Source organism: Rhizobium sp. H4 (assembly GCF_003013335.1).
GTDB classification, from domain to species: Bacteria; Pseudomonadota; Alphaproteobacteria; order Rhizobiales; family Rhizobiaceae; genus Rhizobium; species Rhizobium sophoriradicis.
The window spans coordinates 176,725-202,080 of record NZ_PSOW01000011.1; the positions used below are offsets into that span (position 1 = coordinate 176,725).

Genomic DNA, 25,356 nt, shown 5'->3' on the forward strand with positions numbered 1-25,356 from the left:
AAGAAGCGCGATTTCGCTCTTTCATCGTCTGTCCGGCGAGTTAGGCGCAGCAGGCCCGACGGCGGAAAGATTCCTTCACTTTGTCGCCCTCATTCGGAGATGCAAAAAATTAACGATCATATTCAGTGGCTTATCGAGCAGGGAATCACCTGTGAGCATATTGGCGATCTCGTCGCCGGTTTATGCGACCGGCTGATTGCAGACGGCGTTCCGATCTGGCGTGCGAGCATCAGAATGCCTTCCCTCCATCCCATGTATCGTGGCGTCGCCGCCAATTTCGAGCGGGGCGGTGCAATCGTTCTCGAGAATGCCGAGCATGGCAGTGAGACGGAACGCAGCTTCGAGAAGACGCCGATCTTTCACCTTTTGAGCCGCGACGAAAAAACCGGGCGATGGAACCTGGCGAAAGGCGAGGGGCTTGAGTATGCCGAGCTTCACGAATTCGCGCTTGCCGGCGGCACGGATCACGTCATTAGCATTTTCGAATTCCCGAAGGAGGTCGCGTTACGCGGACTGGGCTTTTCGCTCACCAGCGATGCGCCCGGCGGATTTTCCGACGACCAGCTGGCGATCATCCAGGAGCTGTTGCCGGCTCTGGGGCTGGCGGCCTACCGTGTCGCGGTGTCGAAGACCGCAACCGAAATCCTTGCGGTCTATACCGGCGCCAGAACGAGCGCGCGTATCCTTGCGGGGGAAACCCGCAGGGGAATGGGCGGCTCCATCGATGCAGCGATCCTGATTGCCGACCTGCGCAATTTCACCGCGCTGACCGAGGTATTCCAGCCCGCAGAGATCGTCGGGTTTCTCAACGAGCATTTCGAGCTGATCGACCGGCATGTCGAGGAAAATTCCGGCGAGATCCTCAAATTCATGGGCGACAGCGTGCTGGCGATCTTTCCAACAGAGGCCGAGGACCCGCAAAAGGCCTGCAAGGCGGCGCTAGCTTCGGCTCAGAATCTGCTGAAGGCAAACGAAGAGCTCAATCGGGAGCGCACGCGCCACGGCGGCCCGGATATCGGCATCGATGTCGTCTTGCATCTCGGGGAAGTTTTCTACGGAAATGTCGGCGCTCACGGCAGGCTGGACTTCACGGTGATCGGCAGAGCGGTAAACGAGGCTTCGCGGCTGGAAAAGCTGTGCGGGATGCTTGAGCAGCCCCTGCTGCTGTCAGCGAGCTTCGCGACGACCTGTGCCGTGCCCTGTGACTATCTCGGATCTTTCGAGCTGCGCGGCGTGTCGAAGGCGGCCGACGTTTTCAGGCTTGCCGGCGCCGCCTCATAAGGCACCTAAATCTCGCCCGATACTTCGCGGCGGCGGCGATCGAGTTCTTCGCTGTAACGGCGCAGCGTGTGGCTTTCGCTAAGCTGGCCGACCACCTTGCGCTCGATCAGATTGTTGACGACGGCGAGCGCTTCGCTTTCGCTCTTGTCGAAGATCGCCGCCGCCTGCCTGGCATTCATCTGCGGCTGCAGGAAGTCATTGCGGTAGCGGACGAAATCGGCAAGCGTCTGGCTCTCGTCCTGAACATCGGTCGGGTTGGCGTAGATCTCCGGCACCAGCACGAGCCCGGCATATTTGTCGTTTTCCTCGACGAGAATGACACGCTGGGTCGAGCCGATGGGGAAGGCCTTCTTGAACTCCTCCAAGGAGATGCCCGCCTTTGCGGTCTTGACGTCGGCGCGCATCAGCTTGTCCACCGTCAGGTTGCGGATCCAGCCGACGTCATGGGCGCTGCGGATGCTTTCGCCGCGCAGATGGAAGCGCCATGTGGCGAAGGAATAACCGAAGGTCGAGCGCACGACGAGCGAGGAGGTGATGACGGCGGCAAGCACCAGCGCCGTGATCGGAAAATCGCCGGTGATCTCGAGCGCCAGGAAGGTCATCGTCAGCGGTCCGCCGATGACAGCGACGGCGAGCGAACTCATCCCGACCACGGCGTAGATGACCGGCGTCAGCGTCGCATCGGCGAAATAGGGACCGCAATAGGCAAAGAGCTTGCCGAGCAGGGCGCCCATGAACAGCGAGGCGAAAAACAGGCCGCCCCTGAAGCCGGAACCGATCGAAATTGCCGAGGCCAGCGATTTCAGCAGAAAGAGGCTGATCAGCGACGGCATCGTCACGTCGCGGGAAAGGTTGAGGTGCAGTGCGCCGTGACCGGCCGATAGCACCTGCGGCGAGATCATCGCGAGAAGTCCGACGATGATGCCGCCGAGCGCCGGGCGAAAGGGCGGGGCGATCGAGCTTTTGCGCGCAAGCTCCTCGACGAAGGCCACGCCCTGCATGAGAAGAATGCCAACGCCGGCGCAGAAGACGCCGAGCAGCAGCGCCGGGACATAATCGGCCGGCACGACCGAGCCGAAGCTGCCGATATCGATGGTGAAATCGCCTTCGGCAAGCAATCTCGCGATGAGGGTGGAAACGAGGGCGGAGACGACGACCGGGGTCAGCGAGACGATCGTGTAGGTGCCGATAATCAGTTCGAAGGCGTAGAAGGCGCCGGTCAGCGGCGCGTTGAACGCGGCGGCGATGGCGCCGGCTGCGCCGCAGCCGACGAGAATGCGCAGATCCGAGCGGCGCAGCTGCAGCTTCAGGCCAAACTTGGAGGCAATGCCGGCGGCAAGCTGGGTATAGCCGGCCTCCAGGCCGACTGAGGCGCCGAAGCCGTTGGAGATCAGGTTCTGGACGGCGACGATGATGCTGTCGGTCAGGGAGAGACGGCCGCCATGCAGCGCATTGGCCTCGATGGGGTCGACCATCGGCTTCTTGCGCCGTTTTGCCAGCACGAAAAGAAGCAAGCCGAGCAGGACACCGCCGATCACGGGGGCAGTCAGCAGCAGCATCTTGTCGTCGATCACCGACGAACTCAATCTTTCGCTGTCGGCGATGCCGAAAACCAGCTGGTGCAGTTCGTTGGAGACGAAGCTCATGCCGGTGACGGCGAGCCCGGAGGCGATGCCGACGACGGCGCCCGCCAGCGACAGGCCGACTTCGCTGCGGCGGGTCAGCGCACGCACCCGGCCCGGATCGAAGAAAACACGCAGCGCGCGCAGGCGGCGCCGATCCAATTTCATAAGCATGGCTAGACAACTAGGCGGGGAGAGGCCCGGTCAAGGGCGGCGGTGCCGTCCGCTTGCAACGCAATTGCGGCGAAAAGCCGGCGCGCGGGATAAATTTTTATGACGTAAGTCTCTGATATAAGACGACTTTTTATCTAGGATAAGTCGTTTTTATGCGAGATCCTCCTCCGACCGGCCATCGTCGCCGTCACACCAAGGCCGTTGACTCCATCCCCTGGCTTGCCTAACCATCCCTCAACGGATGGTCGTTTTGCCATCCCGACATAACGGATGGTTCCGGATCGGCAGTTGCCTTTCCGGATGAAAAGGGAATGTGACGGGGCGGACCCAAGCCGGGCGCCTTCATCACAGCCGACCCCGCGACTGTAGAGCGGTCAGGGTCTTCCATCCGGCATCGAGCTCTTTCGGCCGGCAGCCTGCAATGGTGCAGGCGGGCGGAAGGAGCGCATGCCGGAAAAGCCACTGGAAATGCATGGTGATCAACCGGGGTCGGACGCCTCCATCTCTACGAATCGTCCACCTTTTCACCGATGCAGCCGGGAAGGCGAGGCGGATCCGCTGGCACGATCAGGGGCGACCGGTTTTCCGGTCCGCCCCGATCGCGGCCGATAACCGCGAGCCAGGAGACCTGCCTTCCGTGCCGGGCGAAAAGCCCACCCTGGGCAAGTGGCCCGCTGCCAGCACGGAGGTTGTTTTGGCTGAACGAATGAATTCGGCGCTGCCTGGTGCGGCGCGATCAACTGGTGCCGTTTCGAGGCTTGCTGACGCTAGGCTCTTGCAAGGCGCTTACCTCTCCTCCCTCATTCCTGTGCTTGTCCCAGGAATCCAGCGTGCCCAAGTCTTTGGGCACAGGAGAATTATTACGTCAAATAGAGTCATTCACGGCGCCGACGCGCCGTTGCTGGATTCCTGTGACAAGCACAGGAATGAGGGCAGAAGGTGGGATGCCGCCTCCAGCAAAGGGACCGTTTGCTCATGACGACTGCCCCATTCACCACCGTCTTCATCCTCGGCGGCGCCCGCTCAGGCAAATCGCAATTCGCCGAATCCCTCGTCGTTTCGACCGGCCTTGATCGCCACTATCTCGCGACCGGCCGGGCGTGGGACGAGGAGATGCGGGCGCGCATTGCCCACCACAAGGCCGACCGCGGCCCGTCTTGGACCACGCATGAGGAGCCGCTCGATCTTGTCGGCAAGCTCGCCGCCATCGACGGCGAGGACCGTGTGGTGCTCATCGACTGCCTAACGCTCTGGGTCACCAACCTGATGATGGAAGAGCGGGACATGGCAGCGGAGTTTGCCGCGCTTGGGGATTTCGTGGCGCGAGCAAAGGCGCGGCTGGTCTTCGTCTCCAACGAGGTCGGCCTCGGCATCGTGCCGGACAATCGCATGGCGCGGGATTTTCGCGATCATGCCGGCCGATTGCACCAGTTGATCGCGGCGAAAGCCGCCGAAGTTTATTTCATCGCGGCAGGCCTGCCGCTGAAAATGAAGGGTTGAAGTTTCATGAACCAGAAGATTCCCGCAACCGTCATCACCGGCTTTCTTGGTGCCGGCAAGACGACGATGATCCGCAACCTGCTCACCAATGCCGGCGGCAAAAAAATCGCGCTCATCATCAACGAGTTCGGCGATCTCGGCGTCGATGGCGACGTGCTGAAGGGCTGCGGGGCCGAAAACTGCAGCGAGGACGATATCATCGAGCTGACCAATGGCTGCATCTGCTGCACCGTTGCCGACGATTTCATTCCGACGATGACAAAGCTGCTCGAGCGTGAACAGCGGCCCGACCATATCGTCATCGAAACCTCGGGCCTCGCCTTGCCGCAGCCGCTGGTCGCCGCCTTCAACTGGCCTGACATCCGCACCCAGGTGACCGTCGACGGCGTCATCACGGTGGTCGACAGCGCTGCTGTTGCTGCCGGCCGTTTCGCCGACGACCACGATGCCGTCGAGGCGGCCCGCAGCGAGGACGAATCGCTCGATCACGAGAGTCCGATCGAGGAGCTGTTCGAGGATCAGCTGACCTGCGCCGATCTGATCGTGCTCAACAAGACCGACCTGATCGATGTGGCGGGCCTCGGCCGCGTGCGCGACGAGGTCGCGTCCCGCACCCAGCGCAGGCCCGTGATGATCGAGGCGAGAAACGGCGAGGTGCCGGCCGGCATCCTGCTCGGCCTCGGCATCGGCACGGAGAATGATCTGGCCAACCGCAAGTCGCACCACGAGTTGGAGCATGAGGACGGCGCGCCGCACGATCACGATGAATTCGACAGCTTCGTCGTCGAGCTTGGCCCGATCGCCGATGTTGCCGGCTTCGTTGAACAGTTGAAGGCGATCATATCAGCCCATGACGTGCTGCGCCTCAAGGGCTTTGTCGACGTTTCCGGGAAGCCGATGCGCCTGCAGCTTCAGGCGGTCGGCAGCCGCATCGATCACTATTTCGATCGTACCTGGGCAGCCGATGAAAGGCGCGCCACGCGCCTCGTCGTCATCGGCCTGCACGAGATGGATGAGGACGCCGTGAGGACGGCGATCGAGGCGCTGGCGTAATCGATGCATCTGCTTCTGGCCCAGCAGGGAACGATCAGCGACGGCGAGGAGGCGATCGACCTCGGGCAGACCCCGGGCGAGATCCTGTTCCTGTCGGCGGCCGACAGCGAGCTGGCGGCGATCGCGGCCGCCCATCGCGCCTGCGGTGGGCCGCATTCGCTGCGGCTCGCCAGCCTGATGAGCCTCAAGCATCCGATGTCGGTCGATACCTATGTCGAGCGCACGGCGCGGCACGCCAAGCTCATCATCGTGCGCGCGCTGGGCGGCGCCAGCTATTTCCACTATGCGCTGGAGGCGCTGCATGCTTGTGCGGCCCGCAGCGGCGCGCTGGTTGCAGTGCTGCCGGGTGACGCCAGGCCGGATGCGGGGCTGACTCCGTTTTCCAACATCGGGCTCGATGATCTCAATGCCCTCTGGACCTATCTGATCGAGGGCGGCGATGCCAATGCACGCGCCTTTCTCGATTATGCCGGTGCGATGCTGTCGGGCGCGCAGAAGCCGGCGCCGGCGGTGCCTTTGATGAAGGCCGGCATCTGGTGGCCGGGACGGGGGCTGATCGGGGTGGAGGAATGGCGGCGGGTTGCCGGTTCGCATGTTGCGCCACCTTCGGCCGCCGAGCGTGGGACGGAGAAGGTGGAACTCGAACCCACAACATCCCCCGTCGTCGCCATCAGCTTCTACCGCGCGCTTGTGCAGAGCGGCGAAACCAAACCAGTAGAAGCGCTGATCGAAGCCTTGCGGGCACTTGGTCTTCGGCCGCTGCCGGTATTTGCCTACAGCCTCAAGGATCCTGTCTCCACAGGCATTCTCGAAAGCGTATTTTCGGCGCTGAAACCCGAGGTCGTGATCAACACGACCGGTTTTGCGGTCTCGGCACCCGGCGCCGATCGGCAGCCGACGGTGCTGGAGGCGAATGGCGCGGTCGTGCTGCAGGCGATCCTGTCGGCCTCGTCGCGGGACGCATGGGCGGCCTCCTCGCAAGGCCTGTCTGCGCGCGATCTCGGCATGAACGTGGCGCTGCCCGAGGTCGACGGTCGGGTGCTGGCGCGGGCGGTCTCCTTCAAGACGGCGGCGCGTTACGATGCGGCGGTCGAGACCAACATCGTCGCCAGCGAACCGGACGCCGGTCGGGTGCGCTATACGGCGGAACTCGCCGCCAATTGGGCGCGGCTGCGCGCCACACCGGCGCGTGACCGGCGCATCGCCCTTGTCATGGCGAATTATCCGAATCGCGACGGCCGGCTCGGCAACGGGGTTGGTCTGGATACGCCGGCCGGCAGCATTGAGGTGCTGCGGGCGATGAAAGCAGCGGGTTATTCAGCCGCCGATATTCCGGCCGACGGCGACGCGCTGATCAGGCATCTGATGCAGGGGCCGACCAATTCAGGGCATGACGGCCGAGTGATCCGCGAGACGTTATCCCTGAGTCGTTACAACAGCTTCCTGGCGTCTCTTCCCAATCAGATTCAGGATGAGGTGAGGGCTCGCTGGGGCGATCCCGAGAAAGATCCGTATTTTCGCGAGGGCGTCTTCGCTCTGCCTTTCGCCCGCTTCGGCGGCGTCCTCGTCGGCATTCAGCCGGCGCGCGGCTATAACATCGATCCGAAGGAAAGCTACCATTCGCCGGACCTCGTGCCGCCGCACGGTTATCTTGCCTTCTACGCTTTCCTGCGCCGCGAATTTGGCGCCGACGCCGTCATCCACATGGGCAAACACGGCAATCTCGAATGGCTGCCGGGCAAGGCGCTGGCGCTGTCGGAGAACTGTTATCCCGAGGCCATCCTCGGACCGCTGCCGCATCTTTATCCCTTCATCGTCAACGATCCGGGCGAGGGCACACAGGCCAAACGGCGGGCTACCGCCGTTATCATCGATCACCTGACGCCGCCTTTGACGCGCGCCGAGAGCTATGGGCCGCTGAAAGATCTGGAAGCGCTTGTCGACGAATATTACGAGGCCTCCGGCGGCGATCCCCGCCGCATCCGCCTGCTCAGCCGGCAGATCCTCGATCTTGTCACCGATATCGGCCTCGACCGGGATGCCGGCATAATCAGCGGCGAAAACGAAGGCGAGGCGCTGAAGAAGCTCGACGCTTATCTCTGCGACCTCAAGGAAATGCAGATCCGCGACGGGCTGCATGTGTTCGGGGTGTCGCCGGAAGGGCGGCTGCTGACGGATCTGACCGTGGCACTGGCACGAGTGCCGCGCGGGCTGGGCGAGGGTGGGGATGCGAGTTTGCAGCGGGCGATTGCTGGGGATGTGCTTCAAAACCCCGCCCCAACCCCTCCCCACAAGGGGGAGGGGCTTGCTGGGCGCGCCGTCCCACCATCAGCTTTGGTCGGAGAGGTTGCCGCAAGTGCGACGGTAAGCCCCTCCCACCTGTGGGGAGGGGTTGGGGAGGGGTCTTCTTTTGACCCACTCGACTGCGACATGGCCGCTTCCTGGACCGGCCCACGCCCTCAGATTCTCGCCGACATTATGGATGCCCCCTGGCGGACCAGCGGAGACACCGTCGAGCGCATCGAACTGCTGGCGGCCAAGCTCGTCTCCGGCGAGATTGCCTGTCCTGCGGAATGGACGGCGACGCAGGCGGTGCTCTCCGAGGTCGAGACCCGTCTCAAGCCCTCGATCCTTGCCTGCGGCCCGGCGGAGATCTCAGGCCTGCTTGCCGGCCTCGACGGCCATTTCGTGGCCCCCGGTCCCTCCGGCGCGCCGACACGCGGGCGGCCCGATGTGCTGCCGACTGGCCGCAATTTTTACTCGGTCGACAGCCGCGCCGTGCCGACGCCGGCGGCTTATGAACTCGGCAGGAAATCGGCAGAACTGCTAATCCGCCGCTATGTGCAGGATCATGGAGAATGGCCCGTTTCCTTCGGTCTGACGGCCTGGGGCACGTCGAACATGCGCACCGGCGGCGACGATATCGCCCAGGCGCTGGCGCTGATCGGCGTCAAGCCGCTCTGGGATATGAGCTCGCGGCGGGTCTCCGGCTATGAGATCGTCCCGCAGGCGGTGCTTGGGCGGCCTCGCGTTGACGTGACGCTGAGAATTTCCGGCTTCTTTCGCGACGCGTTTCCCGAGCAGATCGCCTTGTTCGACAAGGCGGTTCGCGCCGTCGGCGCGCTGGAAGAGGACGATGCCGACAATCCGGTCGCAGCGCGCATGCGCGGCGAAGCGGCAAGGCTTGCGGCCGCCGGTCTCGACGCCGCCTCGGCGAAACGGCGGGCGGGTTATCGGGTTTTCGGCTCGAAACCCGGCGCTTACGGCGCCGGGTTGCAGGCGCTGATCGACGAAAAGGGCTGGGAGCGGCGTGCCGATCTTGCCGAAGCCTATCTCGTCTGGGGCAGCTATGCCTACGGCGCCGGCGAGGAGGGCAAGGCCGAACGCGGCTTGTTCGAGGAGCGGCTACGATCTGTGCAAGCCGTCATTCAGAACCAGGACAACCGCGAGCATGACCTGCTCGACAGCGACGACTATTACCAGTTCGAGGGTGGTATGGCGGCTGCGGCCGAGTCGCTTAGCGGCGCGCGTCCCGCAATCTATCATAATGATCATTCGAGACCCGAGCGGCCGGTGATCCGTTCGCTGGAGGAAGAGATCGGCCGGGTGGTGCGCGGGCGCGTGGTCAATCCGAAATGGATATCAGGCGTCATGCGCCACGGCTACAAGGGAGCGGCCGAAATCGCCGCCACTGTCGACTATCTCTTCGCCTTCGCGGCGACGACGGGGGCGGTCGGCGCACATCACTTCGAAGCGGTCTATCAGGCTTACGTCGCCGATCCCGCCGTGCGTGATTTCATGGTCGAGAAGAACCCTGCGGCATTCGACGAGATGAAGGAGCGGCTGCGCGAGGCGATCGACCGCGAGTTCTGGACGCCGCGCAGCAATTCGGCCCGGTTCGACTTAGCCGCCACGCAACTGAATGAGGTGCACCGATGAACGACGAAACTCCGGAAAACGAAGCGGCCAAGGATGATGCACGCCACGCCGAGAAGATGGCGAAGAAAAAGGCTGCACGCGACAAGATCATGGCGACAAAGACGGACGGCAAGGGGCTGATCATCGTCCATACCGGCAAGGGCAAGGGGAAGTCGTCGGCCGCCTTCGGCATGATCTTCCGCCATATCGCCCACGGCAAGCCATCGGCCGTTGTCCAGTTCATCAAGGGGGCGATGTGGACCGGCGAACGCGATCTGATCGAGAAGCATTTCTCCGATCTCTGCCAGTTTCACACGATGGGCGAGGGCTTTACCTGGGAAACGCAGGACCGCGCCCGCGACGTTGCAGCCGCCTCGGCCGCCTGGGAAAAGGCCAAGGAGCTGATCCGCGACGAGCGCAATTCGATGGTGCTGCTCGACGAGATCAACATCGCGCTCCGCTACGACTATCTCGACATCAACGAAGTCGTTGCCTTTCTGAAAAGCGAGAAGCCGGCCATGACGCATGTCGTGCTGACAGGCCGCAACGCCAAGGACGAACTAATCGAGATCGCCGATCTTGTAACCGAAATGGAACTCGTCAAACATCCATTCCGCTCCGGCATTAAAGGCCAGGCGGGCGTAGAATTCTGAGGCGCCTGGGGATGGCTCTGCGGTTAGACGCCGAGCCAGACGCGCAGCGGGTTCGCGGGATCTGCAAGCAGCTTTACCGCGAGAGCGACGCAGACGATGACGAGCAGCGGCTTGATGAGCTTTGCGCCGATACGCATGGCGAGCCGTGAGCCGAGTTGGGCGCCGAGGAACTGGCAAACACCCATCAGCAGGCCGATTTTCCAGAGGATCGCGCCGAAGCTCGCAAAGACGATCAGCGCGCCGAGGTTCGAGCCGAAATTGAGAAGCTTGGTGTGGGCGGTGGCCTTCAGCACGCCGAAGCCGGCGAGGGTGACGAAGGCGAGCATGAAGAAGGAACCGGTGCCGGGACCGAAGACGCCGTCATAAAAGCCGATGGCCGGCACCAAGGTCAGGCCGAAGACGAAAGGCGTGATGATCCGGTGTTTGTCGAGATCGTTGAGGTTCGGTTTGACGGCAAAGAATATCGCGATCGCCACGAGCAGCACCGGCATGATCGCCTGCAGCACCTGTCCGGGCACGATGGTGGCAAGGGCAGCCCCGATCGCCCCACCCATCACGGCCATCAGCGCCATCGGCAGCTGTTCGTGCAACTGCACATGGCCGTTGCGGGCATAGGCGAGTGTTGCCGAGGCGGAGCCGAAGATCGACTGCACCTTGTTGGTGCCGAGCGTCTGTAGCGGCGGAATGCCGGCAATCAGCATGGCGGGGACGGTGATGAGGCCGCCGCCGCCGGCGATGGCATCGACGAAACCGGCAAAGAAGGCAGCCGCGCAGAGCAGCAGCAGCAGATGGAGGGCGATGTCAGGCAAGGGGCTATTCCAGAAGAGCGTTCAGCCGATCTTGTTGCATTTCCCCCGCCGAGCTGCAATGGCTGCGAGGACACAGCGGCGGTGCATTCGACGGCTTCCATGAGTGATATTTCTTTCGATAGGGCGAGGCGATATGTGCTCGGGCTCGGCTGCGAGCGCGGCACGCCATCTGCGGAAGTGCTGGCGCTTGCCGGCGAGGCGCTGATAGCGGCCGGCATCGGCGGGACGGAGCTTGCTGCCATCGCTTCCATCGACAGCCGCGGGCAAGAAGCGGCGATCCTTGCCGTTGCGGCGCATTTTGGCGTCCCTGCCGTGTTCTTCGATGCACTGCGGCTGGAGGAGGAAACGCCGCGGCTCAAAAATCCCTCCGCCATCGTCTTTGCCCGCGTCGGCTGCCATGGCGTGGCGGAATCGGCCGCACTTGCGGCGATCGGCGCGGATGCCGAACTGGTGCTCGGCAAGATCAAATCCGCGCATGCGACAGCGGCGATTGCCCGCATCGGGTTGCAGAAACCCTGACGGTCGTTATGTTGGCGGCAACTCGCGGCGCCAACCGGCAGCTCAGCGATTCATATCTAGAGGACAATCATGCACAAGGTCATTTATGACACTGACCCGGGCGTTGACGACGCCATGGCGCTTCTTTTCCTGCACCGCCATCCCGAGATCGATGTGATCGGCATCACCACCGTTTTCGGCAATGCCTCGGTCGAGACGACGACGCGCAATGCGCTTTTCCTCAAGCGCGAGTGGGATATTCAGGCACCCGTCGCCAAGGGCGCGAGCGTGACCATCGATGCGGCGCGCGCCGAGCGGGAATGGCCGGCCATGGTGCATGGCGATAACGGCCTCGGCAATATCGAGGTGCCGCACACGATCGACCTGCCGCTCGATCCCCGGCCGGCGCACCGCTTCATCATCGACACGGTACGGGCCAATCCCGGCGAGGTCAGGCTGGTGGCCGTCGGCCGGATGACCAATCTGGCGATGGCGCTGAAGGAAGACCCCGAGATCGCCGGCCTGGTGAAGGACGTTGTCATCATGGGCGGCAATTTCTATGTGCCGGGCAATGTCTCGCCGGTCGCCGAAGCCAATATTCACGGCGATCCGGAGGCGGCAGACATCGTCATGACGGCGCCGTGGAAGGTGGTCGTCATCGGCCTCGACGTCACCTCGATCACCACGATGAGACGCAGCTATCTCGGCGCAATGGCGGCCAAGGGCGACGCGGCGGTGAAGCTGCTCGACGGGCTGTCGCAGCATTACATCGATTTTTACAGCCATGCGGTCGATGACGGCATGATGGTGCATGACAGCTGCGCTGCCGTTTACCTCGTGGCGCCTGAGCTTTTCACCACCATCACCGGTGCAGTTCGCGTCGTCTGCGGCGGCATTGCCGATGGCCAGACGGTGATCAAACCGGACGGCCGCCGTTTCCCGCCGGGCGACTGGGACGGCCTGCCGAGCCAGATCGTCGCTACGGGAATCGAGTCTGAAAAGGTGATCGATCTGATCCGCGATACGTTGCTTCGGGCTTGATACGGTAGAAGGTCGGTTACAGCCTGCTGACAAGGGCCGCCAACGCCTCTTTCGTCATGCTCGGGCCTGTCCGGAGCATCTGCTTCCGGTCGATAGGGCAGCAGATCCTCGGCACAAGGCCGAGGATGACGACGCGCGGGAGGTGAGCGTTATTCATTATAACATTCATAGCCTTGTCCGGATTTCCCGAGAATTCGAATCCGCCTCCTCGCAAAGTGAATCATCGTCAACTCAGCAACTTCAAGTGAGGTGGCGCGGGCGGCGTTGACCTTGATCCTTGGTGGGCCTAGATCAACAAAATGATGAACAGCGCATTCTCACATTTGCCGGCGCTGGAGCCGGGCAGTGTCTGGCTCGTCGGCGCCGGTCCCGGCGATCCCGGGCTGTTGACGCTGCTTGCCGCCAAGGGATTGGCGGAGGCGGATGTGGTCGTGCACGACGCGCTGGTCAACGAGGACTGTCTGAAGCTCGCACGGCCAGGGGCGGAACTGGAATATGCCGGAAAACGCGGCGGCAAGCCGTCTGCCAAGCAGCGGGATATTTCGCTCCGGCTGGTGGAGCTGGCGCGCGCCGGCAAGCGGGTGCTGCGGCTGAAGGGCGGCGATCCCTTCGTCTTCGGGCGGGGCGGGGAAGAGGCGCTGACGCTGGTCGAGCACAACATCCCCTTCCGCATCGTACCGGGCATTACCGCCGGTATCGGCGGGCTTGCCTATGCCGGCATTCCGGTGACGCATCGGGAGATCAATCATGCCGTGACCTTTCTCACCGGCCATGATTCCTCCGGGATCGTGCCCGATGCGATCAATTGGGAAGCGATCGGCAAGGGTTCTCCCGTCATCGTCATGTATATGGCGATGAAGCATATCGCCCAGATCAGCGCCAATCTGATGGCGTCGGGCCGCCCGGCGTCCGAGCCGGTGGCTTTCGTCTGCAACGCGGCGACCGGCGCGCAACAGGTGCTGGAGACGACGCTCGGCGAAGCGACCGATGCAGCTGAAGCCTCCGGGCTCGAGCCGCCGGCGATCGTCGTGGTCGGTGAAGTGGTGCGGCTGCGGGCTTCGCTCGACTGGCTCGGCGCCCTTGCAGGCAGCCGGCTGCAGCCCGATCCTTTTGGGCGCTCCGGCAAGGTGACGGCATGAGCGGCCTCCTGATCGCAGCCCCTTCCTCCGGCGCCGGCAAGACGACGGTAACGCTTGGGCTGCTGAGGGCGCTTCGCCGGCGCGGCGTCGCGGTCGCGCCGGGAAAGGCCGGGCCCGACTACATCGATCCCGCCTTCCATGCGGCGGCAAACGGCACGCCCTGCCTGAATTTCGATCCCTGGGCGATGCGCCCGGAGCTGATCTCTGCCAATGCCACGCTGCACCGTTCCGGTGACCGCATTCTCGTCGTCGAGGCGATGATGGGGCTGTTCGACGGGGCGGCTGACGGGAAGGGGACCGCGGCCGATCTTGCCGCCCAGCTCGGTCTTTCCGTCGTGCTCGTCGTCGATGCCTCGCGCATGTCGCAGTCCGTGGCGCCGCTGGTATCAGGTTTTGCCGGTTTCCGCGCCGATGTGCGCGTTGCCGGCGTCATCCTCAACAAGGTCGGCAGCGAGCGGCACGAGGCGATGCTGCGTCAGGCGCTCGAAGCGATTCGCATGCCTGTTATCGCGGTGATCGGCAGCGACAAGGCGCTGGCCTTGCCGGAACGTCATCTCGGCCTCGTCCAGGCCGGCGAACATGCCACCCTCAAGAATTTCATCGACCATGCGGCGGACGCCGTTTCCGAGGAGTGCAATTTCGAATTTCTGCTGCGCATCGCAAGGCAGGGCCTCAACCGGCCGTCGGCGGCCAATATCGACCGACTGATGCCGATCGGCGCCCGGGTTGCCGTGGCGCGCGATGTCGCCTTCGCCTTTTCCTATGAGCATATGCTGCTTGGCTGGCGGCGGCGCGGGGCGGATATCTCCTTTTTCTCGCCGCTTGCCGACGAGGCGCCGGCCGCTGATGCCGATGCGATCTATCTTCCGGGCGGTTATCCCGAGCTGCATGCCGGGCGGCTTTCCCAAGCGCAGAATTTCCGCGCCGGCATGCTCGATGCGGCGTCGCGCGGCATCCGGATCTATGGTGAGTGTGGCGGCTACATGGTGCTGGGCGATGGGCTGATCGATGCGGAGGGCAGGCGCCACGAAATGCTCGGCCTGCTGCCTGTTGTCACCAGCTATGCCAAGCGCCGGCGCCATCTCGGCTATCGCCGTGTGACCCCGCTTGACGGCGCCTTCTTCGCGCGGACCATGACGGCGCATGAATTCCACTATTCAACAGTCGTCTCCGAGGGGGAGGGAAAGCGGCTGTTTACAGCGCAAGATGCGCTCGGCACTGATCTCGGTGCTGTCGGGCTCCGGCGCGGCCAGGTGGCGGGCTCCTACATGCATCTGATCGACCTTGCGAGAGCGGCCGGGTGAGCGCGCCGATCGCCCATGGCGGCGGCATCACCGCCGCAGCCGCCGCTTTTGGCGGCAGGCCAGAGAACTGGCTCGACCTTTCCACCGGCATCAATCCATGCCCGCTCGCCCTGCCGGAGATCCCGACAAGGGCCTGGCACCGTCTGCCGGACAGCTATCTGGTCGACGAGGCAAGGCGGGCGGCGCGGCATTACTATGGCAGCGGCGAGATACTGCCGCTGCCGGTGCCGGGCACGCAATCGGTGATTCAGCTTCTGCCGCGCCTGCTTCGACGGGGACGCCAGTTCGCTGTGACGGATGATAGGGTCGCCGTGACGGACGACAAAGTCGCCGTGACGGACGATAAAATCGCCGTGACGGACAATAGGATTGCCGTGGTGTCGCCGACTTATGGCGAATATGCGCGCGCCTTCGCCTCGGCCGGTTTTGCCGTCGACGCGGTCGACGATATCGCTGCGATCGGCGGCCAATATCGGCTTGCCGTTGTCGTCAATCCGAACAATCCCGACGGGCGGGTATGGCCGGCCGAAGCGTTGGCAGCTCTGCACGACAGGATGAAATCGGCAAACGGACTGCTTGTTGTCGACGAGGCTTTCGGGGATGCCGATCCGGCGCTGAGCCTCGCAGCCCGCGCGCAAGACCTTCCCAACCTGATAATCTTCCGTTCGTTCGGCAAGTTCTTCGGGCTTGCCGGCCTGCGGCTCGGTTTTGCAATCGCGCGCGAGGATATTCTCGCGCGGTTCGAGGACTGGCTTGGCCCCTGGGCGGTCTCCGGCCCGGCGCTGTCGCTTGCCGCCTCGCTGCTTGGTTCGGATGTGGCTGCGATCCGCCGCTCTCTCGATGAACGCAGCGGCGCGCTGCAGGCGGCACTAAGCGCTGCCGGGTTGCGGAGCAGGGGGGGAACGGCGTTGTTCACGCTTGTCGCCGATCCCAGGGCGAGCGACATTTACACGCATCTTTGCCGGCATCATATTCTCGTCCGCAAGTTCGATTATGCGCCGGATTGGCTGCGTTTCGGGTTGACGCCCGATGCGGCGGCGGACAGACGGCTTGGCGCAGCCCTTCAAGGATTTGAGCGATGATGATCGACGAAAACCTCCTCGTGCTGCTTCTGGCGCTGCTGCTCGACCGGATCGTCGGCGATCCGCAATGGCTGTGGTCGCGGGTGCCGCATCCCGTCGTCATCTTCGGCGCGGCGATCTCTTACGCCGATCAGCAGCTCAATCCCTCAAGCCTCACGGGCTCTCAGCGCCGGATGAACGGCGTTGCGGCGATCCTGGCGCTGCTTGTGTTGTCGATCGCTGCAGGCTTCGTGTTCGACCGGTTTTTCGCGCTCTTCGGCCTTGCCGGCCTCGTGCTGGAGGCCGGGCTGGTGGCGATCTTCTTGGCGCAAAAGAGCCTGGCCGATCATGTCGCGGCCGTCGCTACGGCCTTGCGCGGCGAGGGGCTTGCCGGCGGCCGGAACGCCGTCTCCCGCATCGTCGGGCGCGATCCGGAGACACTCGACGAGCCGGCCGTCTGCCGCGCGGCGATCGAAAGCCTTGCAGAAAATTTCTCCGACGGCGTCGTGGCGCCGGCCCTTTGGTATGCCGTCCTCGGGTTGCCGGGCCTGCTCGCTTACAAGATGCTGAACACGGCGGATTCGATGATCGGCCACAGGTCGGAAAAATACATCGATTTCGGCTGGGCCGCGGCTCGGCTGGACGATATCGCCAACTGGCCGGCCGCCCGGCTCTCCGTCCTATTGATCGCCGCCGGCGCCTGGATCCGGCGCGGCATGAGCCCCTGCCGCGAGGCGATCCGGGTGGCGATGCGCGACGGTGGCCTGCACCGCTCGCCGAATTCCGGCCGGCCGGAGGCGGCAATGGCCGGTGCTCTCAACGTCCAGCTCGCCGGTCCGCGCATCTATGGCGGTGTCATCGTGACTGAGCCGATGATCAACAACGCCGGCCGGGACGTTGCCACCGCCGGCGATATCGAGGACGGTGTGTCGGTGTTCTATGCCAGCTGCATGGTGCTTACCGGTCTGATCTTCGGATTGTTTTTATGTTTCTTGTAGGATGTGCCGTGAGGCACCGCAGTGGACACTCCCGCCGCAAAGGTTTATTCGAAGCGCCTCCTATCTCCATCAAACCGGAAAAGAGCAATGACAGTCCAGGTTGAATTGCCGTGCCCGAAGTGCAAGAGCACCAAGATGAAATTCGAGCGCCCCGAGATCCGGGAGACCGACATCATCAGCTGCGCGGCGTGCGGCCATAATCTCGGGACGATGGCCTCGATCCGCGAGAAGATGAACAAGGCCTATCAGCAGCTCAAGCGGCCGTCGGCGGCGCGTAAGCTTCAGTGAACAAGCGCCGCCCCCTTGCGGCGTCTCGGTCACGCTTTCGCTCGTTAGAATTGTGATTACCATTCGGGTTAAAGCTATATAATAAGTATCGTCGTAGTCTCTCTGTCGTGAGGGCGCAATCAAACGCGCGGGTGCGAAGAGGGGTTATCATGAAGACGATTTTTGCGGCCGCGGCCGCAAGTTTATTGCTGCAGTTTTCTCCGGTTGTGGCTGAGGCAGCAACGCTGGTTGCCAATATCAGCATCGGCAAGCAGACGATGACCGTCACCGAGAACGGTTTCGTCAAGTATCGCTGGAAGGTTTCGACCGCGCGCAACGGTTATGTCACGCCGACCGGCTCGTGGAGCGCCAAATGGCTGTCACGCGATCACCGCTCCCGCAAATACGACAACGCGCCGATGCCTTACGCCGTATTTTTCAACGGTGGTTACGCCGTTCACGCCACCTTCGATCTGAAGCGTCTCGGCAGGCCGGCCTCGCATGGCTGCGTTCGCCTGCATCCCGACAATGCGGCGGAGTTCTTTTCGCTGGCGCGGCAGGCAGGTCTCGCCAATACCCGGGTGGTCATCACGCGCTGATCTGAACCTGAATTCGGCGTCCGATCTCGTTACGCGCCGATCCCGGATCAGCGCCTGAACCCGAATTCGGCGTCTGATCGCCTTACGCGCTGATCTTCTCCAGCTCATCCATATCCGGAACGACGATATGTCTGGAGTTCTCGATCAGGATGACACCCCGCTTGCGCAGTCTGGTCATCTGCCGGCTCACGGTTTCGATCGTCAGCCCGAGAAAATCGGCGATTTCGGCGCGCGACAGCGGCAGGTCGAAGGCGGCGCTGATGGCGGTCTGCGGCTCGGCATGGGTGGCGATGAGATGGAGCAGACTTGCGACCTTCTCCTCCGCCGTGCGGCGGCCGAGCGTCAGCATCCATTCGCGCGCCGCATCCAGCTCGTTGAGCGCCTGATCGTGCAGGCTGCGCTGCAGCTCCGGCGTCTCCGCTATCATGCGGTCGAGCAGGTTGCGCGGGAAGACACAGATTTCGGCATCGGTGGCCGCTTCGGCCGACAGCGTGCTTTCACGCACGAAGGGCCTGCCGACGAAATCGGGAGCGAACTGCAGGCCGACGATCTGCTGGCGCCCATCCGGCATCATCTTGCAGAGCTTGACCACGCCGCGCATGATGTTCGAGTAGAATGAGCTCTCCGAGCCTTGGGCAATGATCTCCGACCCGGCTTCGACCTTGCGGCGCAGGGAGTGGCGGTTTAGCTCCTTCACCTGGGCGTTCGACAAGGCGCCGCAGACGACGCCGTGCCGCGCCTGGCAGGAGCGGCACGCGATGGGCGTGCCGGCCTCGAAAACCTCACTGCGTGCGATGTCCATGTCCTGATCCCTTCGAAAATCCGGCGCATGGCGAGACATGCCCGGACCGCGATCTCCATTTCTTCCAGCGCGGTTTGATGATTATCAAATGACCGGCGTCGCGATTTGATCCAGATCAAACTCAGATGCGGATGTTGGTCGCATCGAGCGCGTCACCTATTTGATTCGGACAGCCTCCCATCTCGCGCCGGGAGGGCCCTGCATCGCCTTTCGGGATTCGCGCAACACGCTGGAGCGTCCGGCACTCCATTGCTGTTTAGGCAACACCCGATTGCCAAATTGCCGCAACGCCCGGACGAAAGCATTGGCTTTTGAAATGGATTTGCCTATGAGGGGGTTTAAATCGTCATTTCATGAGGTACAGCGCGTGACCGATACATTCGATAAAGTTGCCGACATTATTGCAGAAACCAGCGAGATCGATCGTGCCACGATCACGCCGGAGAGCCATACGATCGACGACCTCGGTATCGACAGCCTCGATTTCCTCGACATCGTCTTTGCGATCGACAAGGAATTCGGCATCAAGATCCCGCTCGAAAAGTGGACGCAGGAAGTCAACGAAGGCAAGGTTTCCACCGAAGAATATTTCGTGCTGAAGAACCTCTGTGCCAAGATTGACGAGCTCAAAGCAGCCAAGGCCTGAGCACATATCAGTCTTTTTTGAACGCCCTGCCGCCCTTGATATGGCGGCCGGGCGGTTTCGTTCCTAAGTAGGCGTCACCGGCGGGCGGATTTTGCCCGTCGGGCCGGAGGATCCGAATGCTGCTGGAATATTTCCAGATGATTGACCGCGTCGAAGCGGTGGACCTGAAGAAGGGCACGCTTGCGGCGCGATCCGTCGTGCCGGCCAAAAGCCCCGTTTTCGACGGCCATTTTCCCGGCATGCCGCTCGTTCCCGGCGTGCTTTTGATCGAGACCATGGCGCAGGCCTCCGGCATGCTGGTGCTTGCAGCCACCAATTTCGCCGCCATGCCCTTCCTGATGTCGGTTGACGGCGCCAAGATGCGCACCTTCGTCGAGCCGGAAGCCGTGCTCGATATCGAGGCGGTGCTGGAGCACGACGGTTCCGGTTTCGCGGTCACCAAGGCCAAGATTACCAGCGGCGGCAAGAAGGTCTGCGATGCGCAGCTGAAACTGCGCACTATGCCCTTCAGCGAGGTGCCGCTCGGCGATATCGTGAAAAAACGCGCCGGCGAAGTCGGGCTTCTCGAAGCGATCGCAGCGCAGGGAGTGATTGGATGAGCAAGGCTGCAAACGACGTCGTTATTTCGGGCGTCGGCATCGTTACCTGTCAGGGCGTCGGCAAGGAGGCGCATATCGCGCTGCTTTCGGCCGAAGGCGCGCCGAACACGGTGGTCGAGACCGAGAAGTTCAAACCCTATCCGGTGCATCCGCTGCCCGAGATCGACTGGTCGCAGCAGATCGCCAAGCGCGGCGATCAGCGCCAGATGGAAAACTGGCAGCGCATCGGCGTCTTCGCCGCAGGGCTTGCGCTCGACGATGCCGGCTTCAAGGACAATATCGAGGCCTGCGGCACGATGGACATGATCGTGGCGGCCGGCGGCGGCGAGCGCGACATCAATGTCGATACGCTGATCGTCGACGAGGGCCTGAAGCGCAACGACCGCGAGCTGCTGCTCAACGAGAAGCTGACGACGGAGCTCAGGCCGACGCTGTTCCTGGCGCAGCTTTCCAACCTGCTGGCTGGCAATATCTCCATCGTTCACAAGGTGACCGGCTCCTCGCGCACCTTCATGGGCGAGGAAGCTTCAGGCGTTTCCGCCGTCGAGACGGCCTTCTGGCGCGTCCGGTCCGGTGAATCCACCCACGCACTCGTCGGCGGCGCCTTTGCTGCCGAACGTCCCGACATGATCCTGCTCACTGAAGCGATCGGCGCGCATACGCGCGACGAATGGGCGCCGCTCTGGTCGCGCTCCGGCCTCGAAGGCGGCGGTATGATCACTGGTTCGGCCGGTGCCTTCCTGGTGCTGGAATCGCGCAAGCATGCGGAAGAGCGCGGCGCGCATATCTATGCGACGATCAGCGCTGTCGAAGGCGACCGCGGCAGCCGTAGCGGCGGCAATTTCGAAGTGCGCATGGAGCGGCTGCTGAAGCCTGCCGCCGAGCTGCCGCCAGAGGCGACGGCGATCTTCTCCGGCTCGACCGGCATGCATGAAATCGCCGCCCGGGAAAAAGCGGTGCTGGAACATCAGCTTCCCGGCGCTGCAATCCGCGGCTTCGGCGGCGTGTCCGGTCACACGATCGAGGCGCATTTCCCGCTGGGACTGGCGCTCGCAGCCCTTGCCATCGATACCAAGGCCAAGGTTCCGCCCTTCGACGCTGCTCATGAAGCGCCGATGAAGGCGGGCACGAAAGCCGCCGTCGTAACGACAGTCGGACACCAGCGCGGCGAGGGCGTCGCCGTTCTTTCCGCAGAGGCGTGAGGAGAGAGATATGACAGCTTCCGCTTACAAGGATCATCTCGGCCGGCCGATCGTCGCAGTGACGGGCATGGGCATCATCACGTCGCTGGGCCAGGGCCTGAAGGACAACTGGGCGGCCCTTTCTTCCGGCACCTCGGGTATCCACGCGATCAACCGCTTTCCGACCGAAGGCCTGTCGACACGGATCGCCGGCACGGTCGATTTCATAGAAATTCCGGTGCCGAACGCCGTCGAGCGCTCCTATGCCTTTGCGCGCGAGACGACCATCGAGGCGCTGGCCGATGCCGGTATTTCAGGCGATTTCAACGGCCCGCTGTTTCTTGCCGCGCCGCCGATCGAGCCCGAATGGAGCGCCCGTTTCGAACTTGCCGACCGTTCGCCGGCTGCCGACCATCCCGGTGATGCCTATGAGCGCTTCCTGACGGCGCTGCGCCAGCGGCCCGACCCGGCGTTCCACGAGGCGGCCCTGTTCGGCGCGATTTCCGAACGCCTTGCCGACCGGTTCGGCACGCGCGGACTGCCTGTGACCCTGTCGACGGCCTGTGCTTCCGGCGTGACCGCGATCCAGCTCGGCATCGAGGCGATCCGCCAGGGCCGCACCGACCGCGCATTGACTGTTGCGACGGATGGGTCGCTGAGCGCCGAAGCGCTGATCCGCTTCTCGCTGCTGTCGGCCCTCTCGACGCAAAACGATCCGCCGACCAAGGCTTCCAAGCCGTTCAGCAAGGATCGCGACGGCTTCGTCATCGCCGAAGGCGCTGCGACGCTGGTGCTGGAATCGCTGGAATCGGCGGTCGCTCGCGGCGCCAAGGTGCTCGGAATCATGAAGGGTGCCGGCGACAAGGCCGACAGCTTCCACCGTACCCGGTCTTCGCCCGACGGCGGCCCGGCGATTGCGACGATCCGCGCGGCCCTTGCCGATGCGGGTATCGACGAGAGCGGCATCGGCTACATCAACGCGCACGGCACCTCGACGCCTGAAAACGACAAGATGGAATATGGCGCCATGTCCGCCGTCTTCGGCGAACGGCTGGTCGGCATTCCGGTTTCGTCGAACAAGTCGATGATCGGCCATACGCTGACGGCGGCTGGCGCGGTCGAGGCGGTGTTCTCGCTGCAGACGATGCTGACGGGCACGCTGCCGCCGACGATCAACTACAACAATCCCGACCCGTCGATCGTGCTCGATGTCGTGCCGAACAAGAAGAGGGAAGCCCAGGTTTCGGCCGTGCTTTCCAACTCCTTCGGCTTCGGCGGGCAGAATGCCAGCCTTGTCATGGCGCTCGAACCGGCTTAAGCGGTTCCCGACAATTTTCGAGATGAGATGACGCCTTCGAGGCGAGGGGTTTTGCCATGCGCGCTTTGCAACTGATCGACGACCGCAAGCTGGAGATCACCGACCTGCCGGAACCGGAGGCGCCGGCCGCCGGCGAGGTGACGCTGCGCGTCAAGGCGGTGGCGCTCAACCATATCGACGTCTGGGGCTGGCGCGGCATGGCCTTCGCTAAGCGCAAGATGCCGCTCGTCATCGGCGCGGAAGCCTCCGGCGTCGTCGAAGCGATCGGGCCGGGTGTCGCCAACGTGTTGCCGGGTCAACTGGTCTCGATTTACGGCGCGCGTACCTGCGGGCTCTGCCGCCCGTGCCGCGAAGGCCGCGACAATCTCTGCGAACACGTTTCCGGCGTGCATGGTTTCCATCTCGACGGTTTCGCGCAGGAGAAGGTCAATCTGCCGGCGCGCCTGCTCGTTCCGGCTCCTCCCGGCGTTGACGCTATCGGCGCGGCGCTTGCGCCGGTCACCTTCGGCACGGTCGAGCACATGCTGTTCGACAATGCCAAGCTCGAGCCCAGCGAAACGATCCTCGTCCATGCCGGCGGCTCCGGCATCGGCACGGCGGCGATCCAGCTTGCCAAGAAGATCGGCTGCACCGTCATCACCACTGTCGGCTCCGACGACAAGATCGAGAAGGCCAAGGCACTCGGCGCCGATCACGTCATCAACTACCGCACCGACCGCTTCGAAGGCGTCGTGCGCAAGCTCACCAAGAAGAAGGGCGTCGACGTCGTCTTCGAACATGTGGGCAAGGATACCTGGGCCGGTTCGATGCTCTGCATGAAGCGCGGCGGGCGTCTCGTCACCTGCGGCTCGACTTCAGGCGTTTCGACCGAAATGAACCTCATGATGCTGTTCCAGCAGCAATTGAAGCTTCTCGGCTCCTTCGGCTGCCGCATGGAAAACATGGCGGATGCGATGCAGAAGATGGGCCGCGGGCTCGTCCATCCCGTCATCGATACCGAAGTCGGCTTCGACGATATCGATCGGGCTCTGGAGCGGATGGAATCGCGCCAGATCTTCGGCAAGATCATCCTGAAGATGGATTGAGCGCTCGTGAAGCTGATCATCACCCGAATCGTGCTGGCGCTAAGGAATTTCCAGCAGTGGCTGGTGGCACAGGCGATGTTCGGCTTCCTGAACCTGCTGAAGCTGTTTCCGGCCGATGGCGCGATCCGCTTTGCCGATAAGGTGATGCGCCGCCTCGGCCGGCGGACCCGCCGCCATAAGCTGATGCTGACCAATCTGCGCAACGCCTTTCCCGAGAAGAGCGAGGCCGAGATCGAGGAGATCGCGCTCGCCAGCTGGGGCAATATGGGAAGGCTTGCGGCCGAATATGTCTTCCTCGACCAGCTGTTCGACTATGATCCTGAAAAATCGGAGCCGGGCAGGGTGGAGGTCTCGGGCATTCCGATCTTCCTCGACCTGCGCGACAATCCGCGCCCCTTCATCGTCTTCACCGGCCATACCGCCAATTTCGAGCTGCTGCCAGTGGCGGGTGCTGCCTTCGGGCTGACGGTAACCGTGCTGTTCCGGCCGCCGAACAACCCTTACGTCGCCAAGAAGGTTTTCGACTTCCGCAGCGCCCGCATGGGCAAGCTGGTGCCCTCTCATGCCGGTTCCTCCTTCGCGCTCGCGCGTCAGCTGGAAGCGGGCCAGGGGGTGGGCGTGCTTGTCGACCAGAAATTCGGCAAGGGGCTGAAGGGCACCTTCTTCGGGCGCGAGGTCAAGACCAATCCGCTGTTGCCGAAACTGGTGCGCCAGTTCGATTGCGAGGTCTATCCGGCGCGCTGCATTCGCCTGCCGGGAAACCGCTACCGCCTGGAAATCGAACCGCGTCTCGATATGCCGCGCGACCAGAAAGGCAATCTCGACCTGCCGGCAGCCGCCCAGCTGCTCAACGACAAGGTGGAGAGTTGGGTGCGGGAATATCCGGAGCAGTGGCTCTGGTATCACGACCGCTGGCAGATCAAGAAGACGCTCGCGTAAGAAGGTCCACCCCCATTTGTCAGCGGTGAAAAGCGGCAGGTGCTCTCGGATTGAAACCGAGTACACTTCATGTTACCCGTCACCACCAGGGCGCGAGTAAAGTCTACCGTAAGGCGCAGTTGCAGTCATATCGATTATGGACACGCCGCTTGGGACAATGGGAGTGGGAGGCGTCTTGCTGGAGCTTTTTCGAGCCTTTTCCTTGCGCTACGCGCAAATAGAGGAAGCCATACGCCTCGGCGACGATCAGCGCGTCATGTCGCTCGACCGGCATGTCGAGCCGCTGGTCGAGGCGATCCTGGCATGCCGGGCAACCAATCTGCTGGAAGTGTATATGCAATTGCAGTTCGTCAGCCATCTCATCGCCCGGGATGCCGACGACAGTGCCAGCGTCCGAGAACATACGACGGTGCTTTCCTACCTGCTCGACCGCTATTTCGGCACTCATGGGCCGGGCTGGCGGGTGCCTTCGCCGCAGGATGTGCGCATTGAACCGCCGGCAGCCTATGAACCCGACACCGACAATGGCCAGTTTCTCAATGCAGCGATCCTCGAGAGCCTGCCGGATCGGGTAGCGGTGCTGACCAGGGACTATCGCTATCTCTATTCCAATGCGGCCAACAGCGCCCATCTCAACAGGAAGCCGATGGAACTCATTGGCCGGCACATTTCCGAATTCATCGGCGAAGAACGCTTTGCCGGATGCGCCAAACATAAGCTGGACGCCTGCTTTGCCGGCAAGCAGATCGACTACACTTATGAGCGGGCGGCCGGCGGCCGCGCGTCGCGGCAGGTGCGCTGTCGCATGTCGCCGCTGCGCGACGGCGGCGGCACCGTGATCGGTGCTCTGATCGTGATGGGCCAGTAAT

At 63.2% G+C, this 25,356-nt stretch carries 23 protein-coding genes and 1 riboswitch; of the genes, 20 read left to right on the forward strand and 3 right to left on the reverse strand.

Features of this window, described 5'->3' with window-relative positions; translation table 11 throughout:
- Window positions 1-99: 99 nt before the first annotated feature.
- Window positions 100-1,281: an adenylate/guanylate cyclase domain-containing protein gene (locus tag C4N04_RS18685; RefSeq protein ID WP_225881460.1), complete on the forward strand. Its 1,182-nt coding sequence runs from the start codon at window positions 100-102 to the stop codon at window positions 1,279-1,281.
- Window positions 1,282-1,286: 5 nt separating this feature from the next.
- Here the strand turns inward: C4N04_RS18685 and C4N04_RS18690 are convergent, their stop codons facing one another.
- Entirely contained in the window at window positions 1,287-3,077 is a 1,791-nt protein-coding gene (locus C4N04_RS18690) for a chloride channel protein (RefSeq protein ID WP_106796704.1), read from the reverse strand.
- Window positions 3,078-3,331: 254 nt separating this feature from the next.
- Window positions 3,332-3,728: riboswitch (cobalamin riboswitch) on the forward strand.
- A 324-nt stretch (window positions 3,729-4,052) separates the two neighbouring features.
- On the opposite strand from C4N04_RS18690, the gene cobU reads away from it, so the two are divergent.
- Genes cobU through cobO form a run of 4 tightly spaced genes read left to right on the forward strand, consistent with a single transcriptional unit; the run spans window position 4,053 to window position 10,201 of the window.
- Window positions 4,053-4,577, forward strand: coding sequence for a bifunctional adenosylcobinamide kinase/adenosylcobinamide-phosphate guanylyltransferase (cobU, locus tag C4N04_RS18700; protein WP_106796706.1), 525 nt, complete (start codon window positions 4,053-4,055; stop codon window positions 4,575-4,577).
- A 6-nt stretch (window positions 4,578-4,583) separates the two neighbouring features.
- Window positions 4,584-5,630, forward strand: coding sequence for a cobalamin biosynthesis protein CobW (cobW, locus tag C4N04_RS18705; protein ID WP_106796707.1), 1,047 nt, complete (start codon window positions 4,584-4,586; stop codon window positions 5,628-5,630).
- A gap of 3 nt (window positions 5,631-5,633) precedes the next feature.
- Window positions 5,634-9,569, forward strand: a complete 3,936-nt coding sequence (gene cobN, locus C4N04_RS18710; RefSeq protein WP_106796708.1) for a cobaltochelatase subunit CobN — start codon at window positions 5,634-5,636, stop codon at window positions 9,567-9,569.
- Entirely contained in the window at window positions 9,566-10,201 is a 636-nt protein-coding gene (gene cobO, locus C4N04_RS18715) for a cob(I)yrinic acid a,c-diamide adenosyltransferase (protein ID WP_106796709.1), read from the forward strand. Before cobN ends, cobO begins: the two co-directional genes overlap by 4 nt.
- A gap of 23 nt (window positions 10,202-10,224) precedes the next feature.
- Here cobO and C4N04_RS18720 read toward each other — a convergent pair whose 3' ends face one another.
- Window positions 10,225-11,010 (reverse strand): TSUP family transporter, encoded by a 786-nt coding sequence (locus C4N04_RS18720; protein ID WP_106796710.1) that lies wholly within the window; start codon window positions 11,008-11,010, stop codon window positions 10,225-10,227.
- A gap of 99 nt (window positions 11,011-11,109) precedes the next feature.
- Between C4N04_RS18720 and C4N04_RS18725 the strand changes: the two genes are divergently transcribed.
- The 8 genes from C4N04_RS18725 to C4N04_RS18760 all read left to right on the forward strand — a co-directional run bounded on the left by C4N04_RS18725 (window position 11,110) and on the right by C4N04_RS18760 (window position 17,917).
- Window positions 11,110-11,529 carry a cobalamin biosynthesis protein gene (locus tag C4N04_RS18725; RefSeq protein ID WP_106796711.1) on the forward strand — a complete coding sequence of 140 codons (420 nt, stop codon included), beginning with the start codon at window positions 11,110-11,112 and terminating at the stop codon, window positions 11,527-11,529.
- A 69-nt stretch (window positions 11,530-11,598) separates the two neighbouring features.
- Window positions 11,599-12,549, forward strand: coding sequence for a nucleoside hydrolase (locus C4N04_RS18730; RefSeq protein ID WP_106796712.1), 951 nt, complete (start codon window positions 11,599-11,601; stop codon window positions 12,547-12,549).
- 299 nt (window positions 12,550-12,848) lie between these two features.
- The gene (cobA, locus tag C4N04_RS18735) at window positions 12,849-13,688 is read left to right on the forward strand and encodes a uroporphyrinogen-III C-methyltransferase (RefSeq protein WP_106796713.1); all 840 of its coding nucleotides are present in this window, start codon (window positions 12,849-12,851) and stop codon (window positions 13,686-13,688) included.
- Window positions 13,685-14,992, forward strand: a complete 1,308-nt coding sequence (locus C4N04_RS18740; protein WP_077989324.1) for a cobyrinate a,c-diamide synthase — start codon at window positions 13,685-13,687, stop codon at window positions 14,990-14,992. The genes cobA and C4N04_RS18740 overlap by 4 nt, the downstream gene beginning before the upstream one ends.
- Window positions 14,989-16,074, forward strand: a complete 1,086-nt coding sequence (locus tag C4N04_RS18745) for a threonine-phosphate decarboxylase (RefSeq protein ID WP_097605288.1) — start codon at window positions 14,989-14,991, stop codon at window positions 16,072-16,074. The genes C4N04_RS18740 and C4N04_RS18745 overlap by 4 nt, the downstream gene beginning before the upstream one ends.
- Complete coding sequence (cbiB, locus tag C4N04_RS18750) at window positions 16,071-17,051, forward strand: adenosylcobinamide-phosphate synthase CbiB (protein ID WP_077989322.1); 981 nt, start codon at window positions 16,071-16,073, stop codon at window positions 17,049-17,051. The genes C4N04_RS18745 and cbiB overlap by 4 nt, the downstream gene beginning before the upstream one ends.
- Window positions 17,052-17,138: 87 nt before the next feature.
- Complete coding sequence (locus tag C4N04_RS18755; RefSeq protein WP_077989321.1) at window positions 17,139-17,339, forward strand: hypothetical protein; 201 nt, start codon at window positions 17,139-17,141, stop codon at window positions 17,337-17,339.
- 149 nt (window positions 17,340-17,488) lie between these two features.
- The gene (locus C4N04_RS18760; protein ID WP_077989320.1) at window positions 17,489-17,917 is read left to right on the forward strand and encodes a L,D-transpeptidase; all 429 of its coding nucleotides are present in this window, start codon (window positions 17,489-17,491) and stop codon (window positions 17,915-17,917) included.
- Between the two features lie 82 nt (window positions 17,918-17,999).
- On the opposite strand, the gene C4N04_RS18765 is transcribed toward C4N04_RS18760, so the two are convergent.
- Window positions 18,000-18,719, reverse strand: coding sequence for a Crp/Fnr family transcriptional regulator (locus C4N04_RS18765; RefSeq protein WP_106796741.1), 720 nt, complete (start codon window positions 18,717-18,719; stop codon window positions 18,000-18,002).
- A gap of 367 nt (window positions 18,720-19,086) precedes the next feature.
- On the opposite strand from C4N04_RS18765, the gene C4N04_RS18770 reads away from it, so the two are divergent.
- The 7 genes from C4N04_RS18770 to C4N04_RS18800 all read left to right on the forward strand — a co-directional run bounded on the left by C4N04_RS18770 (window position 19,087) and on the right by C4N04_RS18800 (window position 25,355).
- A complete protein-coding gene (locus C4N04_RS18770) occupies window positions 19,087-19,365 on the forward strand; it encodes an acyl carrier protein (RefSeq protein WP_199852482.1) in 279 nt (92 codons plus the stop codon).
- A 116-nt stretch (window positions 19,366-19,481) separates the two neighbouring features.
- Window positions 19,482-19,964, forward strand: coding sequence for a 3-hydroxyacyl-ACP dehydratase FabZ family protein (locus C4N04_RS18775; RefSeq protein WP_077989319.1), 483 nt, complete (start codon window positions 19,482-19,484; stop codon window positions 19,962-19,964).
- Entirely contained in the window at window positions 19,961-21,166 is a 1,206-nt protein-coding gene (locus tag C4N04_RS18780) for a beta-ketoacyl-ACP synthase (protein ID WP_077989318.1), read from the forward strand. The genes C4N04_RS18775 and C4N04_RS18780 overlap by 4 nt, the downstream gene beginning before the upstream one ends.
- 10 nt (window positions 21,167-21,176) lie before the next feature.
- Window positions 21,177-22,463: a beta-ketoacyl-ACP synthase gene (locus tag C4N04_RS18785; protein WP_009993082.1), complete on the forward strand. Its 1,287-nt coding sequence runs from the start codon at window positions 21,177-21,179 to the stop codon at window positions 22,461-22,463.
- Window positions 22,464-22,519: 56 nt separating this feature from the next.
- Entirely contained in the window at window positions 22,520-23,548 is a 1,029-nt protein-coding gene (locus C4N04_RS18790) for a zinc-binding dehydrogenase (RefSeq protein WP_106796715.1), read from the forward strand.
- 6 nt (window positions 23,549-23,554) lie between these two features.
- Window positions 23,555-24,487, forward strand: a complete 933-nt coding sequence (locus tag C4N04_RS18795) for a lipid A biosynthesis lauroyl acyltransferase (RefSeq protein ID WP_009990509.1) — start codon at window positions 23,555-23,557, stop codon at window positions 24,485-24,487.
- Between the two features lie 175 nt (window positions 24,488-24,662).
- Entirely contained in the window at window positions 24,663-25,355 is a 693-nt protein-coding gene (locus tag C4N04_RS18800; protein WP_183757606.1) for a PAS domain-containing protein, read from the forward strand.
- The last annotated feature ends 1 nt before the right edge of the window (window position 25,356 follow it).